At 67.6% G+C, this 15,366-nt stretch carries 12 protein-coding genes; 7 read left to right on the top strand and 5 right to left on the bottom strand.

Annotated features, from left to right (window positions below; genetic code table 11):
• Positions 1–207: 207 nt before the first annotated feature.
• On the bottom strand, positions 208–1,602 hold the full coding sequence (locus DWV11_RS16395) for an MFS transporter (RefSeq protein ID WP_115789989.1): 1,395 nt from the start codon (positions 1,600–1,602) through the stop codon (positions 208–210).
• 180 nt (positions 1,603–1,782) lie between these two features.
• On the opposite strand from DWV11_RS16395, the gene DWV11_RS16390 reads away from it, so the two are divergent.
• The 5 genes from DWV11_RS16390 (at position 1,783) to DWV11_RS16370 (ending at position 5,182) form a co-directional block, all read left to right on the top strand.
• The gene (locus DWV11_RS16390) at positions 1,783–2,637 is read left to right on the top strand and encodes a LysR substrate-binding domain-containing protein (protein WP_115790007.1); all 855 of its coding nucleotides are present in this window, start codon (positions 1,783–1,785) and stop codon (positions 2,635–2,637) included.
• 257 nt (positions 2,638–2,894) lie between these two features.
• A complete protein-coding gene (locus DWV11_RS16385; protein WP_115789988.1) occupies positions 2,895–3,194 on the top strand; it encodes a putative antibiotic biosynthesis monooxygenase in 300 nt (99 codons plus the stop codon).
• Positions 3,195–3,301: 107 nt separating this feature from the next.
• Complete coding sequence (locus tag DWV11_RS16380; RefSeq protein WP_115789987.1) at positions 3,302–3,613, top strand: putative antibiotic biosynthesis monooxygenase; 312 nt, start codon at positions 3,302–3,304, stop codon at positions 3,611–3,613.
• Between the two features lie 48 nt (positions 3,614–3,661).
• Positions 3,662–4,090, top strand: coding sequence for an aspartate 1-decarboxylase (panD, locus tag DWV11_RS16375; RefSeq protein WP_210725772.1), 429 nt, complete (start codon positions 3,662–3,664; stop codon positions 4,088–4,090).
• A gap of 156 nt (positions 4,091–4,246) precedes the next feature.
• Entirely contained in the window at positions 4,247–5,182 is a 936-nt protein-coding gene (locus DWV11_RS16370) for an AEC family transporter (protein ID WP_115789985.1), read from the top strand.
• A 47-nt stretch (positions 5,183–5,229) separates the two neighbouring features.
• Here the strand turns inward: DWV11_RS16370 and DWV11_RS16365 are convergent, their stop codons facing one another.
• The 3 genes from DWV11_RS16365 to DWV11_RS16355 form a co-directional block, all read right to left on the bottom strand.
• Entirely contained in the window at positions 5,230–7,869 is a 2,640-nt protein-coding gene (locus DWV11_RS16365; protein WP_115789984.1) for a trehalase-like domain-containing protein, read from the bottom strand.
• A gap of 147 nt (positions 7,870–8,016) precedes the next feature.
• On the bottom strand, positions 8,017–10,020 hold the full coding sequence (locus tag DWV11_RS16360) for an MSCRAMM family protein (protein ID WP_115789983.1): 2,004 nt from the start codon (positions 10,018–10,020) through the stop codon (positions 8,017–8,019).
• A 156-nt stretch (positions 10,021–10,176) separates the two neighbouring features.
• Positions 10,177–11,166: an LLM class flavin-dependent oxidoreductase gene (locus DWV11_RS16355; protein WP_115789982.1), complete on the bottom strand. Its 990-nt coding sequence runs from the start codon at positions 11,164–11,166 to the stop codon at positions 10,177–10,179.
• Between the two features lie 193 nt (positions 11,167–11,359).
• Here DWV11_RS16355 and DWV11_RS16350 point away from each other — a divergent pair, with 193 nt between their 5' ends.
• The gene (locus tag DWV11_RS16350; protein ID WP_115789981.1) at positions 11,360–11,797 is read left to right on the top strand and encodes a hypothetical protein; all 438 of its coding nucleotides are present in this window, start codon (positions 11,360–11,362) and stop codon (positions 11,795–11,797) included.
• 76 nt (positions 11,798–11,873) lie between these two features.
• On the opposite strand, the gene DWV11_RS16345 is transcribed toward DWV11_RS16350, so the two are convergent.
• Positions 11,874–13,064 carry a GGDEF domain-containing protein gene (locus tag DWV11_RS16345; RefSeq protein WP_115789980.1) on the bottom strand — a complete coding sequence of 397 codons (1,191 nt, stop codon included), beginning with the start codon at positions 13,062–13,064 and terminating at the stop codon, positions 11,874–11,876.
• A gap of 208 nt (positions 13,065–13,272) precedes the next feature.
• Between DWV11_RS16345 and DWV11_RS16340 the strand changes: the two genes are divergently transcribed.
• The gene (locus DWV11_RS16340) at positions 13,273–15,324 is read left to right on the top strand and encodes a glycosyltransferase family 2 protein (protein WP_168404736.1); all 2,052 of its coding nucleotides are present in this window, start codon (positions 13,273–13,275) and stop codon (positions 15,322–15,324) included.
• Positions 15,325–15,366 lie beyond the last annotated feature (42 nt).

The following is a 15,366-nucleotide window of genomic DNA, read 5'->3' as shown; positions in this document are numbered from 1 at the left end:
GGAACACCCCGGCCCATCGGACCGGGGTGTTCTTCGTTTCCGGGGTGTTCCTCGTTTCCAGGCGGCTGCGGCCCGAACGCTCCCGCCCGCTTGCTTCCCGGAAGCCGGGCGTGTCACGACAGACACGCCGGTTTTCGGGCCAAGAACGGGGTGCGGGAACAAGGAACCGGGAAGGAGCGTCGCGGGGGCGCAAGACCGGGCTGGCAGCTACGCCGCCCGGGGCACGATCCGCACGATGCTGCGCCGGTTCTTCAGGTCCACCTTGAGCTGCAGCGCCGACTTCCGGGCGAGCACGACGGCGACCGTCGCCGCCGCGAGAGCTGGCACCCCGCCTGCCACCAGGATGGCCAGGTGCGGGTTGAAGTGTTCGGCCAACCAGCCCATCATGGGCCCGCCGATCGCCTGGCCACCGATCAGCACCACGAGGTACAGACTCATGACCCGGCCGCGGATGGCCATGTTGGCGCTGGTCTGCACCAGCTGGTTTGCTGCGGTGAGGAACATCAGGCACCAGAATCCCGAGAGGACCATGGCCGCTCCGAACAAGGCCATCGACGGCGCCAGCGCACCCAGGCACAGCATGAGCCCGTACATTCCCGCGCACAGCACCACCGAGCGCAGGCGCAACCGCCGGCGTCGGGCTGAAGCGATCGCGCCGGCCAATGCACCGAGCGCCACTAAGGCGTTGAGCAGGCCGTAGCCGCCGGCACCGGCGTCGTACACGTGATCCGCGAAGGCGGCCAGCAGCACGGGCAGGCTCATTCCGAACACGGCCACGAAGCCGGCCATGAGCCACGGCCAGTAGATGGTGGGCTTGCGCAGCGCGTACCGGAGACCCTCGGCGAGCATGCCCTTGCGCCGGGGCGCCGGCGTGCTGACGTGGAGCTCGCTCTTGCGCAGGAGCAGCAGGGTGGTGATGGTGGAGCAGCAGGCCAGGGCGTTGCCGGCGAAGGCCCAGCCGGGCCCGACGGCGTTCAGCAGCACGCCGGCCAGGGCCGGGCCGATCAGCCCGCCCAACTGGAAGGTGGTGGAGTTGACGCTGATCGCATTGCGCAGGTAGGTGGGCCCGACGAGTTCATTGACGAAGACCTGGCGGGCGGGCTGGTCGAGCACGGTGACCAGGCCCAGGATGAACGCGATGACATAGACGTGCCACACCTGGACCGCGCCGCTGAGCGAGAGGACCGCGAGGCTCGCGGCGAGGGCGGCGGCCACGCTTTGGCAGAGCATGAGGATGCGGCGTTTGGCGAAGCGGTCCGCGATCATGCCGCCCCACGGGCCGAGCACCAGGGAGGGCAAGAATTGCAGCGCCACGGTGATGCCGACGGCGGTCACCGAGCCGGAGAGCTGCAGCACCATCCAATCCTGGGCGATCCGCTGCATCCACAGTGCGATGACCGCCACGAAATGGCCGATCGCGAAGACCCTGAAGTTGTGGATCCGCAGGGAGATGAAGGTGTGGCGCCAGGGCAGGCGTTCGCTCACGACGGCGATCGGCTGGGTGACGGTGTCCGGGCTGCGGGCGGCGCTGCGGGCCGCGGAACTCGCGGATTCGATGGCGGAATGGCTGACGGTTGCTTCGGAGGGTGGAGGGGGTGCCAAGGGAGTGTCCTCATCAAACGTTTGGTTCAGGCAGGATTCGGTTCAGGTGGTTTCACTGGGATGCCTTTAACGCTAGGGTTGGCCCCGATAATCATGGAAGCGTATTGGCCTTATAACTCTCATTGCATTCCGCAATAGGGCGGGCCTGGCCCGTTGAGGAGTCCCTTGTCCGAGGCAATACTGTTCGATCCGGTGCAGTTGCGTTCTTTCCTTGCCGTGGCGGAGACCCTGAGCTTCACCAAGGCCGCCGAGCGCCTGGGCCTGGCCCAGCCCACCATCAGCCAGCACGTCCGGAAGCTGGAAGCCGCAGCCAAGCGTTCGCTCGTGGCGCGGGACACCCGGGATGTCCGGCTGACGGACAACGGGGACGCGATGGCTGGCTTCGCGCGCAGCATCCTGGCAGCCCATGACGACGCCGCGCGCTACTTTTCGGGATCGGCGATGCGCGGCCGGCTGCGCTTCGGCACGGCGGACGACCTCGCCATCACGGGCCTGCCGCGGATTCTCCGCGAGTTCCGGCAACTGTATCCGCAGGTGAACCTGGAGCTCACGGTCAGCCAGAGCGACCAGCTGTACCGGCGGCTCAACGCAGGCCAGCTGGACTTGGTGTTCGTGAAGTGGGTGGGCGAGGCCAAGGACGGCACGGTGGTCCGGAAGGACAGCTTCGACTGGGTGGGCCTGGAGCAAACGGTGCTCGATCCGGGAAGTCCGGTCCCGCTCATCTGCTACCCCGCGCCAAGCATCAGCCGGAAGCTCGCCATCGACGCCCTCGAGGCCCGGGGCCGCACCTGGCGGGTGACATGCTCCACCAAGCAGATCGCGGGAGTCCTCGCGGCGGTACGGGCTGGCATCGGCGTCGCCGTCATGCCGTCGTCGCTGGTTCCGGAGGACCTGAAGGTCATCACGAACCGCTTCGACCTCCCGCCGGTGGGCGACGTGGACTTCACCCTGATCCGCAATCCCCTGGCCAACGCCGAGGCGGTCGATGCGCTGACGCAGGCGATCATCGGCAGGACGCTGCGGAAGCAGGCGTAGGGGTTCGGGCGTCACGGGCCCGGCCGTCATGCCACGCAGGTCTTGCGCACACGCTTGGGCCGGCCGCCGCGGATTTCCAGGGCACGGATTTCCAGGGCACAGCGCCCGTGGTTGGCCTGAAAACGTGTGTGGCGTGACGTCGCCGGACAGCACCCACCCCCAGCGTGCTCCGCGTCATTGGCACCGGGAAGAAACTGCGGGCAGCGCGTGTTGATTTGCGTGTATTCCCTGCGTATATCTGCCCTTATGGAGTACCAATGAGCCCCTCCTCAGCCCAGCAAGCGGCAGCCCAGAACGGCCCGGCGGCTGCCCCGCCACCTTTGCCCTCCATCCACGTTCGTGCCTTCATCACCTGGCTGGCGATCTTCCCGCTGGTCAGCCTCGGAATGCTGACCATCGGCCCGTTGATGGAAAGCTGGCACCCCGTGCTCCGGGCGTTCATTCTGACGCTCCTGGTGGTTCCGGCCGCCGTGTACCTCGTGGTGCCCAGGCTGTTCGCCGCATACGGCGTGCTCGCGAAGCGCCGGGCGCAGCTCGCAGCCCGGAAACAGTCGTAGGGCCGGGCAGTGAGGCATCACCGTGCGCCGCATCACAGGCAGGCCTGGGAAGAAACTGCGGGGCGTTCCGGTTCCATTGGACAAGTCCCCGTCTATCTGGAGAGTTGATGAGCCTCACCCAAACCCGGCAAGCTCCCGTCCAGGGCGAGCTGCTCCGCGCCGAACTGCCGTCCGCCCCGCCCGCACCCTCAGTTCACACCCGGGCGCTTATTACCTGGCTGGCGATCTTCCCTTTGGTCAGTGCGGGAATGCTGGCCCTTGGCCCGTTGATGGAGAACTGGCATCCTGTGTTCCGCGCGCTCCTGCTGACCCTGCTTGTGGTTCCAGCCGCGGTGTACGTCGTCGTGCCGAAGCTCTTCGCCGCGTACGGCGCGCTTGCGAAGCGCCGGGCGGAGCACGCAGCCCGGAAGCAGGCGTAACCCATGTCACAGGCCACCCGGCAAAGCCCGCGCTAAACTTGAGCCGTTATGAACCGCACAATGTTTAAGTCCAAGATCCACCGCGCCACGGTCACCCATGCTGATCTGCACTACGTCGGTTCCGTCACCGTGGACCTCGATCTCCTGGACGCTGCGGACATCCTCCCCGGCGAGCTCGTGTCGATTGTCGATGTCACCAACGGCGCCCGTCTGGAGACCTACACCATCGCCGGCGAGCGCGGTTCGGGCGTCATCGGCATCAACGGTGCCGCCGCGCACCTGGTGCACGTGGGCGACACGGTCATCCTCATCACCTACGCGGAGATGACCACCGAAGAGGCCCTGGCCTACGAGCCCAAGGTGGTCCATGTGGACCGCAACAACAAGATCCTGCAGCTCGGCAGCGATCCCGCCGAGGGCCACACGCCAGGACTCCTGCGCCCGCCGCACGCCCTGAGCAACGTCCGCCAGCACTGATCGGCGCCACTACCGGCACGCTTCCAGGCGCCCTTCCCTCCAGCCCGTCCACATAACGGGAATCACGCCCGACGGCACCACCGGCGCGAATAAATCTGATTACGCTGGGGTGGTGACCCTCCCCGGCAACCCACCCAGCGCTCCCGGAACCGCGTTGTGATTGACGTACTTTCCGGCTTCTTCGTGGTGTGGGCGATCATCGGGGTGGGCTGGTTCGTCGGCAAGCGCGGGATCCTCGGCCCGAATGCCGGGCACACCCTCAGCCGCCTCGCGTTCTTTGTTGCCAGCCCTGCGCTGCTGTTCGAAACGCTGTCCAAAGCCAGGCTCGAGGATGTGCTTGGCCCGCAACTCGCGGTCGCCGCGATCGGCGGAACGACGGTGGGCATCAGCTATGTGCTGCTCAGTAAGTTCGTGCTCAAGCGGAAGATGCCCGAGGCGATCATCGGCGCCATGAGCGCCAGCCAGGCCAACAGCGCCAACCTCGGAATCCCGATCGCCGTCTATGTGCTGGGCGACGCGAGCTACGTGGCGCCGCTGCTGATCTTCCAGCTGGCCTTCTACAACCCGGTCAACCTGATGATCCTGGACGCCACCCACGGCAGCCGCAGTGCCAAGCAGAACCCGCTGCTGAAGTTCCTGCTGATCATCCTGAAGAACCCGGTGATCGTGGCCTCCGGCCTGGCCTTGCTGTTCTCCGCCCTCCATCTGCAGCTGCCGGACCCTGTCCTGCAGCCGATCCACTTCATCGGCGGCGCGGCGGTCCCGGCCATGCTCATGTCCTTCGGCATGTCGCTGAACGGCAACCGGCCCTTCTCGGCGGCCAGCGGACGCCGCACGGACATCGTCCTTGCGTCCTCGTTCAAGCTCGTCCTGCACCCGGTGCTGGCTTTCCTCGCCGCACACTTCATCCTCGGACTTAGCGGCCACGCGCTGTTCGCAGCGACCATCGCTGGCGCCCTGCCCACCGCGCAGAACGTCTTCGTGGCCGCCAACCGCTACCAGCGGGGCATCACCATCGCGAAGGACACGGTGCTCATCACCACCATCGTCGCGATGCCTGCGATGATCGGCATCGCCGCGTTCCTGCACTAAGCCAAGTTCCTGCGCTGAGCCAGATTCCTGCCCTGAGCCAGCAGCGCCTACTCCTCCTCCACCGTTGCCAGGTAACGGTCCAGCAGCTGCGCGCAGCGGATGAAGCCCAGGTGCGAGTATGCCTGCGGATGGTTGCCCAAGTGGGTTTCCGTGCCCGGGTCGTACTCCTCGGGCAGCAGTCCGGTCGGACCGAACAGCGCGACGAGTTGGTTGAACAGCTCCAGCGCATCGTCCATCCGGCCCACGGCAAGGTACGCCTCGATCAGCCAAGTGGTGCAGATGTGGAACCCGCCCTCCAAACCCGGCAGGCCGTCGTCGTACCGGTACCGGAAGACGGTCGGCCCCACCCGCAGTTCGCGTTCGACGGCGGCGACGGTATCCAGGAAGCGCTGGTCGCGGACATCCAACAGGCCGGACAGGCCGATGTGCAGCACCGCGGCGTCCAGGTCCGGGCTGTCGTACGCCACGGTGTAGGAGCGTGCCGCATCGTCCCAGCCTTCGCGGAGCACTTCCTCCCGGATGGTGTTGGCCGCCTCTTCCCACCCGGCGCCGACTGGCCTGCGGAAACGGACGGCGGTATGCATCGCCCGGTCCAGCGTCACCCAGCACATCACCTTGGTGTAGGTGTGGTGGCGCGGGGCACGGCGGGCTTCCCAAATGCCATGGTCCGGCTCATGCCAGCGCGCCAGCACGGCCGACGCCATCTGCTCCATGAGCCGCCAATGCTCGTCCGGCAGGGTCCCCCGGCGTTTGCCGAGGCCGTGGATGAGCTCCGCGATCGGGCCGAACACGTCCAGCTGCACTTGGTGGTCCGCCGCGTTCCCGATCCGCACGGGCCGCGAACCCGCGTACCCGGGCAAGGTCTCGATGATGGCCTCGGTGGACAGCGGTGCTCCGGTCACGGAGTACAGGGGGTGCAGCCATTCGGGCCCTGGCGCGTTCTCCAGGATGCGGCCCAGCCAGCGCAGGAAACCGTCGGCCTCCGCCGTGGAACCGAGGTCCACCAAGGCGTTCACCGTCATGGATCCGTCCCTCAGCCAGCAATAGCGGTAGTCCCAGTTGCGGGTTCCGCCGATTCCTTCCGGCAGGGAGGTGGTGGGGGCGGCGAGTACCGCCCCGGTGGGCTCGTGCACCAGGGATTTCAGCACCAGCGCGGAGCGCCGCACCAGCGAGGGTTTCATGCCGGGCAGCTCCAGTTCGCGGACCCACTGCCGGGATTCCTGCGCGACGGCGGCCCGCCGCCCGGGCTCTCCGGCGGGGTCCGCCGTCGTCGGCTCTGTGTCCCCGCACCTCAGGTTCAGGACGACGGGACCGTAGGCGAGGCTGACCTCGGCGGTGGCGGTGGCGTGCCTGCCGTCGCTGGTGACGGTGAAGGCGACGCCGGGCGCGACGAGGACGATGGGGTCTGAGGTTCCCACGACGTGCAGCTCATCGCCGCGGACCTCCATGCTGAAGGGGGCGTTCGCGTAGTCCGGGCGCGGCGCGAACACAATGCGGGCGCTGCCTGTCCCGGTCAGCACCCGGACGAGGCTGGTGATGCCCTCGGGCGCGGGTTCGAGGTAGTCCGTGACCATGACGTCGGCCCAGCGGGTCTCCACGATCATGGTGTTGTCCACATAGCGCTGCCCCAGCGCCTGGGCGGCCTTGACCGGTTCTACGCTGAAGTGACCGGCGGGATCGCCGCCCAGGATGTGCGCGAACAAGGAGCCGGAATCGGGAAGGGGGTGGCTCATCCAGCAGATCTTGCCTTCAGGAGTGAGCAGGGCCGTCGAGGCCCCGTTGCCGATCATCGAATGCCGTTCCAGGCCCACTGCGTCTTCGCCGAACAGCCAGGCGCGGCGCAGTTCGAACAGGATGGCCAGGACCTTCGCGAAAGATTCGGGGTCCGGCAGGCGGTGGGCTGCCGCAGTGTCGCCGGGTCCCACGCGCAGGCCGAGGTCCGGGCCGCGGAGCGTCGCCAGCGCAAGTTCGTCGCTGTCGGCGTCGCCGGCGAACAGTGCGGCACTGGCCCCGAGCTTTTGCCGCAGTTGTTCCAGGGCGGCGTCCTTGGAAGGCTCAACCACCGAAAGGTCCAGCACCGAGCCGTCCACGATGAAGTGCAGGCCCAGTTCCTGGGCGATCTCCCGGGCCCGCCGGGTCACCCTGGCCACCACGTCCGGGGTCGCCATGCGGGTACGGATCCCGACGGCGGCCGGCTTGCGTTCGATGCTGATGCCCTTCTCGAAGCCGAGGGATTCGTGGAGGGCCGTGGCGGTTTGCTGCAGGAGGTCTTCGGTGGCCATGGACACGCCGTAGGCGTACGCCATGTCGAATTCGACGCCGTGCGAGCCCACCAGGTGGACTTCCGCGGGGAGCCGGGAGACGGCGGCCAGGTCCCTCAGGGAGCGGCCGGATACGACGGCGGCGTGGGTGTTGGGCAGGGCGGCGAGCGCCCGGAGCGCGACGGCGGCGCTGCCCAGCGGAAGGGTTTCGGTGGAGACGCCCTCGGCCACGCACAGGGTCCCGCCGTAGTTGCAGGCCACGAGCAGTCCCGGCGTGCGGGCCAGGAGCCGCAGTTCGGCGAGCAGTTGCGGGGTGATGCCGTCGTCGGCCCCGCCAGACTGGACGAACGCCCGTAGCAGGCCCAGCGGGAGCGAGTTGGTCAGCAGTGCCGAATCGGCCACGGACTGGTTGAGCGGGGTGGGCATGGGCGGCATCCTTCCGGGTGGATCCGTCCAGTGTCCGCCCGCCCCGTTTCGCCTGCGTGGCCCCGGTGTTGCCGGGGCGTAACGGCTGCGGGGGCCGTGGCCGGGGATCCGGGAACGAACTGTTCCCGGACCACCGGCTGTTGACGCCTAGCGGTGTGCCCGGAACCGGGCGGTCAGGAAGATCGCGACGCCGGCAGCGCCGAGCACTCCAAGGGCCAGGCCCAGCGGGGCGAGGTTCGCCGGCGCGCTGGCTTCGGCGAGGTCACCTGCGGCGGCCGGCGTGCCCGTTGTGGCCGGGCTACCGGTGTCTGCCGCCTCGCCCGTCGGGGCCAGGTCGCCAACCTTGGCCTCGTCACCAGCCTTAACCGGAGCAGCGCCGGTGGCGGAGGCTCGCTGCACGCCGGCGGTGTTCGCGGCGGCCTGCGCGGTGGTTGCCGTTCCTGCAGGCTCCACGGTGGTGGCCGCAGCGGCAACTCCGGCAGGTTCCTGCGACGGTTCCGCGTCCGCAGGTTTCTGCGCCGACGTGGCGGAACCCGCTGGCTTCTGCGGCGGCACGGTATCAGTGGGCTTCCGCGGCGGGGCAGGCTTCTTCACCACGTCGCTGTCGATGCCGGTCACTGTCTGGCCGGCCTCGACGGTCACCGTGGCCGCGCTGGCGAGGGTCTTACCGCCGTACCAAGAGGTCATGCTGCCGTCGTCCGTGGACGCCCGGAATTCGACCGTGTAGGAACCGGCGGGCAGACCAAGGACCTCGTAACTGCCGTCCTCGGCCGGGAGGGCATCGCCCGCCTCGTTGCCGGCTTCGTTCAGGACCCTGACAGTCGTCCGGTCAGGAGGGAACGGGGACTTGACCTGCCCCGCAATCACGGCTTCCGGAACCGCCGTGAAATTGATCCCCGAGGTTGTCTGTCCTTCGGTCACGTTCAGGACAGTGGTGGTGCGGATGTCGCCGCCGTACCATTCATTGGCGTAGCCGCCGATCTCCCCGAAAAGCCGTACCTTCACCTGACCGGTGGGCAGACCGCTCACGGTGTAGCTGCCGTCCGGGTTAACCATGGTGTAGCCGAGGGGCGGGCCATATCGCGGGTGATTGGAAAGCGGATAGACCTGCACCATTAGGGGTGCTTCCCCGTCGTAGCCTGCCACGGTGCCGCTGAGGCTCGCCGCGGCTGGCAAAGTGAAGTCGATACCTGTGACTGCGGCACTGGCGGCGACCTCGATCGGGGTGGCCGTGGCCTGATCCGTGCCCCCGTACCAAACAGGATCGCTACCGATCGGGCTCGGGTGAATGGACACCTTGTAGAGCCCAGCGGCAAGGCTGGACACCGTATAGGTGCCGTCGGCTGCGGCGTTCGTTTCAGTTACCGGCATGCCGGACAGGTCTCTGACCTCCACCAAGGTTCCTTCGACTCCGCCGCCGCCGAGCCGGACCACGGTTCCGGAGATGCTGCCCGCACCGGGGTCGACGGTGATCGTGACATCCTCGCCGGTAATCGCGGCTCCCTCGGCCACCACAATGGCCGGTGCGGTCTCCGGGCTCAGGCTGTTGCCGTTCCACACCGATGCTGCGCTGCCCATGAAGTTAAGTTTGTAGGAACCCGGAGCGAGGTTTTCCAGGATGTACTGGCCGTCCGGGTCGGTCGCCGTCGCCGTAACGGGGAAGTCATAGGAACCGTCCAGGAAGGCAGACACCACTACCTGTTCCGGTTCCGCGCCGTCGGCGAAGCTCACCGAGCCGGCAATGGACCCCGCCAGCGCAAGGGTGGCATCCGCGCCCGTCACCGACTGGCCCTCGGCCAGTTCGATCCACGACGCGGTCTCTTCGGTGGACGCGCCGCCGTTCCACCCGACCGTGGTTGCCGGGTGGGCGAACACGATCTTGTACCGCCCCGGCCAAATTTCCGCGAAGGTGTAGGCGCCGGTGGCGTCGGGCGTGATTTCCGCATCCGGCATGGTGTAGCCCTCGGGCGTCTCCACCAGGAGCAGGACCACCGCCTGGGTGACGTCCGCCCCCGCGGGGACGGTCACGGTGCCGGAGATGCTGGCCGTGCCCGCGGCGTGGGCCGGCACAACGCCGGCGAAAACCATGCCGGTCAGCAGGGTCAATAAGAGAACAAGGCGCAGCCGCGCCTTGGAGATGGCGCGCGCCATGTAGCCCCCAATTATTCACGAAAAGATGCGAAGGATCGGCGCCGTAGCGCCGAGTGATGAGGAGAACTCTATGGCCCCGCGAAGCCTGTGCTCAAGCCGGGAGCTGTAAAGGTCCGCCGCACTCTTTCGGTACCCCGCGAACCCGCCGGCCGGGTCCTAAGCCCGCACCAGTCCCACGGCCTGCGCGGTGAGTTCCACGGAGCGCAGGCGACTCTCGGTGCCGGTGCTTTGGTGGGCCACGATGAGTTCGTCCGCGTCCGCGTGCTTGGCGAATTCGTCCAGGTAGTCGCGGACGATCTCCGGGGTTCCGACTGCCGAGTACTGCATCATCTGGGCCACGTGCTGGCCCTGGGCAGAGTCGAGGATGAGGTCGGCCTCATCGTCCGTGAAAGTGCGGCCGTTGCCGAAGAAAGTGGAGATGCGCGCCCGCTTCACGTCCAGGTGCAGCTGCTGCGCCTCGGCCACCGAATCCGCGGCCACCACGTTCACGCCGGCGATCACGTACGGATCCGCGAGCTGTTCCGAGGGCTTGAACTCGCGGCGGTAGAGCGCGACGGCGTCCTGCAGCGCTGCGGGCGCGAAGTGCGAGGCGAAGGCGTACGGGAGCCCCAGCTGGGCAGCCAGCCGCGCTCCGAAGAGCGAGGACCCGAGGATGTAGAGCGGCACGTTCGTGCCGTGTCCCGGCGTCGCCTCCACGCCCTGGATCCGGCTGGGCCCGCTCAAGTAGCCCTGCAGTTCCAGGACGTCCTGCGGGAAGGTGTCGGCCGCCGTCGGGTCCCTGCGCAGGGCGCGCATGGTGTTCTGGTCGCTGCCGGGCGCGCGGCCGAGGCCGAGGTCGATCCGGCCCGGGTGCAGGGTCTCGAGGGTGCCGAACTGTTCGGCGATGGTCAGCGGCGAGTGGTTGGGCAGCATGATGCCGCCGGCGCCCAGCCGGATGCTTTGCGTGTGCGCGGCGATGTGCGCGATCAGCACGCTCGTGGCCGAGGAAGCGATGGAGGCCATGTTGTGGTGTTCGGCGTACCAGATCCGGCGGTAGCCGAGCCGCTCGGCCAGCTGCGCCATGGCGACGCTGCCCGCGAAGCTCTCCGCCGCCGTCTGGCCTTTGCCGATGATTGCCAGGTCGAGGATGGAGAGGGGAACAGTCACGTCGGTGCCGGCCTTTCGGGATACGGTTCAGGCAGCCGCGTATCCGGCCGCATTTGGGACAACGACGGCGGGTGGCCGGGAAATTCCTCACAACAAGGGTGCGGCGGGTCACCTCTGTTGTTCCTGCCAGCCCGCAGGGGCTTGAACCGCTGTCCTCGGCGGCGCATCCTGAATCCGACGGAGGAGAGCACACATGGAACCTCACACCCACGATGAAGGAACTGCCGGCGTACTTGCGGCCCTTGCGTTCATTGACAATGTCGGCTTCCACGGCATCGCCACGAACCTGACAGGGCCGGCACCGAAGATCGACCGCAACTGGGCCGCGCTGATCAAGAATGCGCGCATCGCCGTCGCCGCCACAACGTGGCCGGATGGCCTCGATCCCCAAGTCCAGGCGTTCCTCGGGGCTTCCGCGAAGCTCGTCGCAGCGCTGGAGCTGCGGGACACCGAAGCCACGAAGGGCCCTGCGGGGGAGCTGCACATCAGCTACCACGCCCTCAGCGACGCCGGCTGGCAGCACCTTGCGGAGGCCGCCGGGCTCGCGGCGGAGGGGCACAAGGGGCACGAGGGGCACGAGGGGCACGGCCACGCACACGAGGAGCACGGCCACGCGCATCATCATCACTAAAGCGGTTCGTGGCCGGTGGAGCCTGCCGTCGGGAAATGCTTGCACTTGTCACCGGGCGGCGGCCGTCAATTCCGGGCTATCTTGACCCACGCACCGGCTTGGTAGCGCGGAAATCCACTGCTTTCGCCGGGTTCGCGGTTACGGCGCGGTTCCGGCCCCGGGTTTTTGCCTGATAGAGAGCAGCGTCGGCTGCTTCGATCATGTGGTCCAGGTCGGCGCCGGCGTCGGCGCTGGCGGCGACACCGTAACTCACGGTGGGGAAGGTGACACCGGGCGGCGCCGGGGCGGCTGCCAGGACGCGGCTGATTTCGGCCGCGATGATCTGACCGGTTTCCTGTTCCGCTCCCGAGAGCAGGATGATGAACTCCTCGCCGCCGTAGCGGCCGACGAGGTCGGTGGTGCGGACCGTGCTCATGCAGGCTGCGGAGAAGGCCTTGATCGCGGCGTCCCCTGCGGTGTGGCCGTGGGTGTCGTTGAGTTTCTTGAAGTGGTCGAGGTCGGCCATGATCAGCGTCGAGGTGGAGCCGCGGGTGTCCAGGCGGCGAACCTCGCGGGACCCAAGCTCCATGAAGGCCCTGCGGTTGAGCAGACCCGTCAGGCTGTCCCGGTTCGCCTGTTCGCTGAGCGCGTTGATGAGCTGTTCGTTGCTCAGTGCCGTCATGCTGTACGACACCGTCACCAAGAGCAGCATGGTGAGAACACTGGTCACCGAGGAGCTGAAGAAGGTGCGGAATTCCGGGCCGTCCGGTCCCTCCAGCAGGTAGACGACCCACCGGACCAGGAAGTACGCGGACAGGGTCCCGGCCCCCAGGGACAGGGAACGGTTGATCCAGGACCCGATGGGCTTGACCAGCCAAAGCTCCCGGGTCGCCAGGCCCATCCCGAGCGCCATCATCGCAAGGTACACCGCTCCGCCGGACCATTCGTTGGACGCAGGATTCTCCAGGACCGAGGCCACGGCCGTGAGCACGGGGGCGGCCAGGAGCTGCCACCGGCGGACGGGCAGGACACGCAGGGAACGCGAGCCAGCCCAGACACAGAACGCCCCCGCCACCACCAAGGCGTTGCCCAGCGGGTCGGCCCAGAGCTGTTGCGGGGTTCCGGTAAGAAGGAATGCCACGTTCCCGGTGAGCAGGCAGCCCAGGGAAATGCACCACCAGCCGCTGTACGCGGAGCGGGTCTGCCGGAAGGTGCTGAAAAACAGGAGGCACAACAACAGCGCCACCACGCTCAGCGCAAACTCCAGACTCAGCGTATCGAGCAGCATCCTTCACATCTCCCTCAGCCGTCACACCAGTTTAAGCCCGCCCCGGCCTAAGAGATGCATGCAGCCTCCCCGAGGCCGGTCCTTGGATCACGTTTGCTCCCCAACGGTCTCTCCTCAGCCGTCAATGGAGCTTGCGCCTGCCAGTGTGGCAGAGTCGGTTTCAACTGAAAATCCACATCTGCATTGGCAGGTCCAGCTGGGGGATCACATGCATTACATCGACGAGCGCCAGCACATTGACGAGCGCCGGCACGTCGGCGGCGAAATCGGCCCGCGGGCCAGCGGAGAACGTCGGAGGCGTGCCGCGTCTTTCCGTGACACTCCCCAAGAGGTCAAGGCCTTCACAGCGGCGGGTATCGCCGCGTGGGCGGCGCAGCTGGAGCCTCCTGCTCCGGAGGCTCCGCGGTCCAAATGGATGGCCAGGGTGGGCGGCATCGCCGCGATCGTGGCGCTGGTGCTGTACCTGACGTGGCGGATCGCGTTCACCATGCCGCCCGCGGGCATGGACCACGCCATCGCGTGGGTCCTGGTGTCCTTCGAAGCCCTCCCGCTGGCGGGCCTGGTCCTCAAATCCATCACCTTGTGGAACATCGACTGCCACGCACCCGATCCCGTGACCGAGCCCCCGCACGGGATGCGGGTCGCCGTGCTGATCCCCACTTACAACGAACCGGTGGAGGTCCTCGCCCCCACGGTCGCCGCGGCCTGCGCCCTGCAGCCAGCCCATGAAACCTGGGTGCTGGACGACGGAAACCGGCCCTGGGTCGCCGAGATGTGCGCCTCCCTCGGCGCCCGGGTGGTTACCCGGGCCAAGCATGACCACGCCAAGGCCGGGAACATGAACCACGCCCTGGACCTCATGGCCGCCGAGGAAGCCGCGGGCAAGGACGCGGTCGACATCATTGCCGTGCTCGACTGCGACCACGTGCCGCTGCCGACGTTCCTGACGTCCACCCTGGGCTGGTTCGCCGACGAAGAAATCGCCCTCATCCAAGGCCCGCAGGCGTTCTACAACTCCGGGGCCTTCGACGACGACGGCATCTCCGGGGAGCAGGGATTGTTCTTCAACGTCCTGATGCCCTCCCGCAACGTGCCCGGCGCGGGTCCGTTCTGGTGCGGGTCCACGTCGCTGCTCAGGGTCAAGGCCCTGCGCGAGGTGGGCGGAGTGGCAACGGAAACCATCACCGAGGACATGCACACCACCCTCAAGCTCATCCACAAGGGCTGGAAGACGGCGTACCACCACCAGACCCTGGCCGTGGGCCTGGCCCCGGCAACGGCAGACCAGTACCTCCTGCAGCGCCGCCGCTGGGGCATGGGCGCCATGCAGATCCTCACCCACGAACGCCTGTGGGCCGCCAAGGCCTGGATGACGTGGCGGAACTTCCATGAGTACCTCAACGGCACCCTGTGGTGGCTCGAAGGCATCGCTACCCTGGTGGCGTTCTTCATCCCGATGGCAGTCATGATCTCCGGTGCCCAGACCTCCACGGCCGGGCCGTTGGCGTTCACCCTGGCCTTTGCCGCAATGTTCTGGGTCCGTTTGTGGGGTGCCAAGAGGCTCATGCGCCACCAGATCCATTGGCCGACGGCGTTTGCCCTGCGAATCTTCCGGGTCCCGGTGGGCTTGGCGTGCTTCTGGTGGCTGGTGTCCCGCAAGAGCCTGGAGTTCGAGGTCACACCCAAGGGCGCCGCTGAACTGCGCCTGCGCGGCAGGGCTCCGCGGATCCTGATTGTGCTGATCATCATCGTGGGCGCAATCATCCTGTACGCCACCGCCGGTGTTCTCGGCTGGGTACCGTGGCGGACCAGTCCGGGCTCCACGGTCGCCGCCGGCGTCTGGCTGGTCCTGGCCGGGGTGGTCCTGGTCCTGGGAACCCTGCGGATCCGGGCCGCCGAATTCGCCACCTCGCGAAGGAGCGCCCACCGGGTCCGCATCGACGTCCCGGTCACTATCGCCGGGGTCCCCGGCCGGCTCCTCGACATCTCAATGGGCGGCGCCGCCGTCCAGGTCGAGGCCGACGCGCTCCCCGAGGCCGGGTCCGTCCCCCTGGCACTGCCAGGCGCCGACCCGGTCCCCCTGGACATCGTCAAGGTCTGGAAGAGTTCCAAGACCACGTACACAGCATCCCTGCGCGTCCATAACAAGGACTGGAACGCCTACCGCAGGCTCGCCCTCTGGCTGTTCCATACCCCCGACAACGTCCTGCCCGGATTCCCCGCTGGCGTCCCCGCCATCGCAACCCGGGAAAGGGGCTAAGTCCGGCGGGCCATACCCTGCGAAGAAGTACCCGGCGAAGAG

It is taken from the genome of Arthrobacter silvisoli (assembly GCF_003369445.1).
GTDB lineage: Bacteria > Actinomycetota > Actinomycetes > Actinomycetales > Micrococcaceae > Arthrobacter > Arthrobacter silvisoli.
This window is presented reverse-complemented; position numbering and strand designations above follow the sequence as displayed.

What these genes read in the sequence shown, in the direction of transcription:
- DWV11_RS16380 (WP_115789987.1), top strand. Translation starts at nt 3,302, where the DNA reads ATGAGCCTCACCCAAACCCGGCAAGCTCCCGTCCAGGGCGAGCTGCTC.
- DWV11_RS16365 (WP_115789984.1), bottom strand. Translation starts at nt 7,869, where the DNA reads ATGCCCACCCCGCTCAACCAGTCCGTGGCCGATTCGGCACTGCTGACC.
- panD (WP_210725772.1), top strand. Translation starts at nt 3,662, where the DNA reads ATGAACCGCACAATGTTTAAGTCCAAGATCCACCGCGCCACGGTCACC.
- DWV11_RS16360 (WP_115789983.1), bottom strand. Translation starts at nt 10,020, where the DNA reads ATGGCGCGCGCCATCTCCAAGGCGCGGCTGCGCCTTGTTCTCTTATTG.
- DWV11_RS16345 (WP_115789980.1), bottom strand. Translation starts at nt 13,064, where the DNA reads ATGCTGCTCGATACGCTGAGTCTGGAGTTTGCGCTGAGCGTGGTGGCG.
- DWV11_RS16385 (WP_115789988.1), top strand. Translation starts at nt 2,895, where the DNA reads ATGAGCCCCTCCTCAGCCCAGCAAGCGGCAGCCCAGAACGGCCCGGCG.
- DWV11_RS16340 (WP_168404736.1), top strand. Translation starts at nt 13,273, where the DNA reads ATGCATTACATCGACGAGCGCCAGCACATTGACGAGCGCCGGCACGTC.
- DWV11_RS16350 (WP_115789981.1), top strand. Translation starts at nt 11,360, where the DNA reads ATGGAACCTCACACCCACGATGAAGGAACTGCCGGCGTACTTGCGGCC.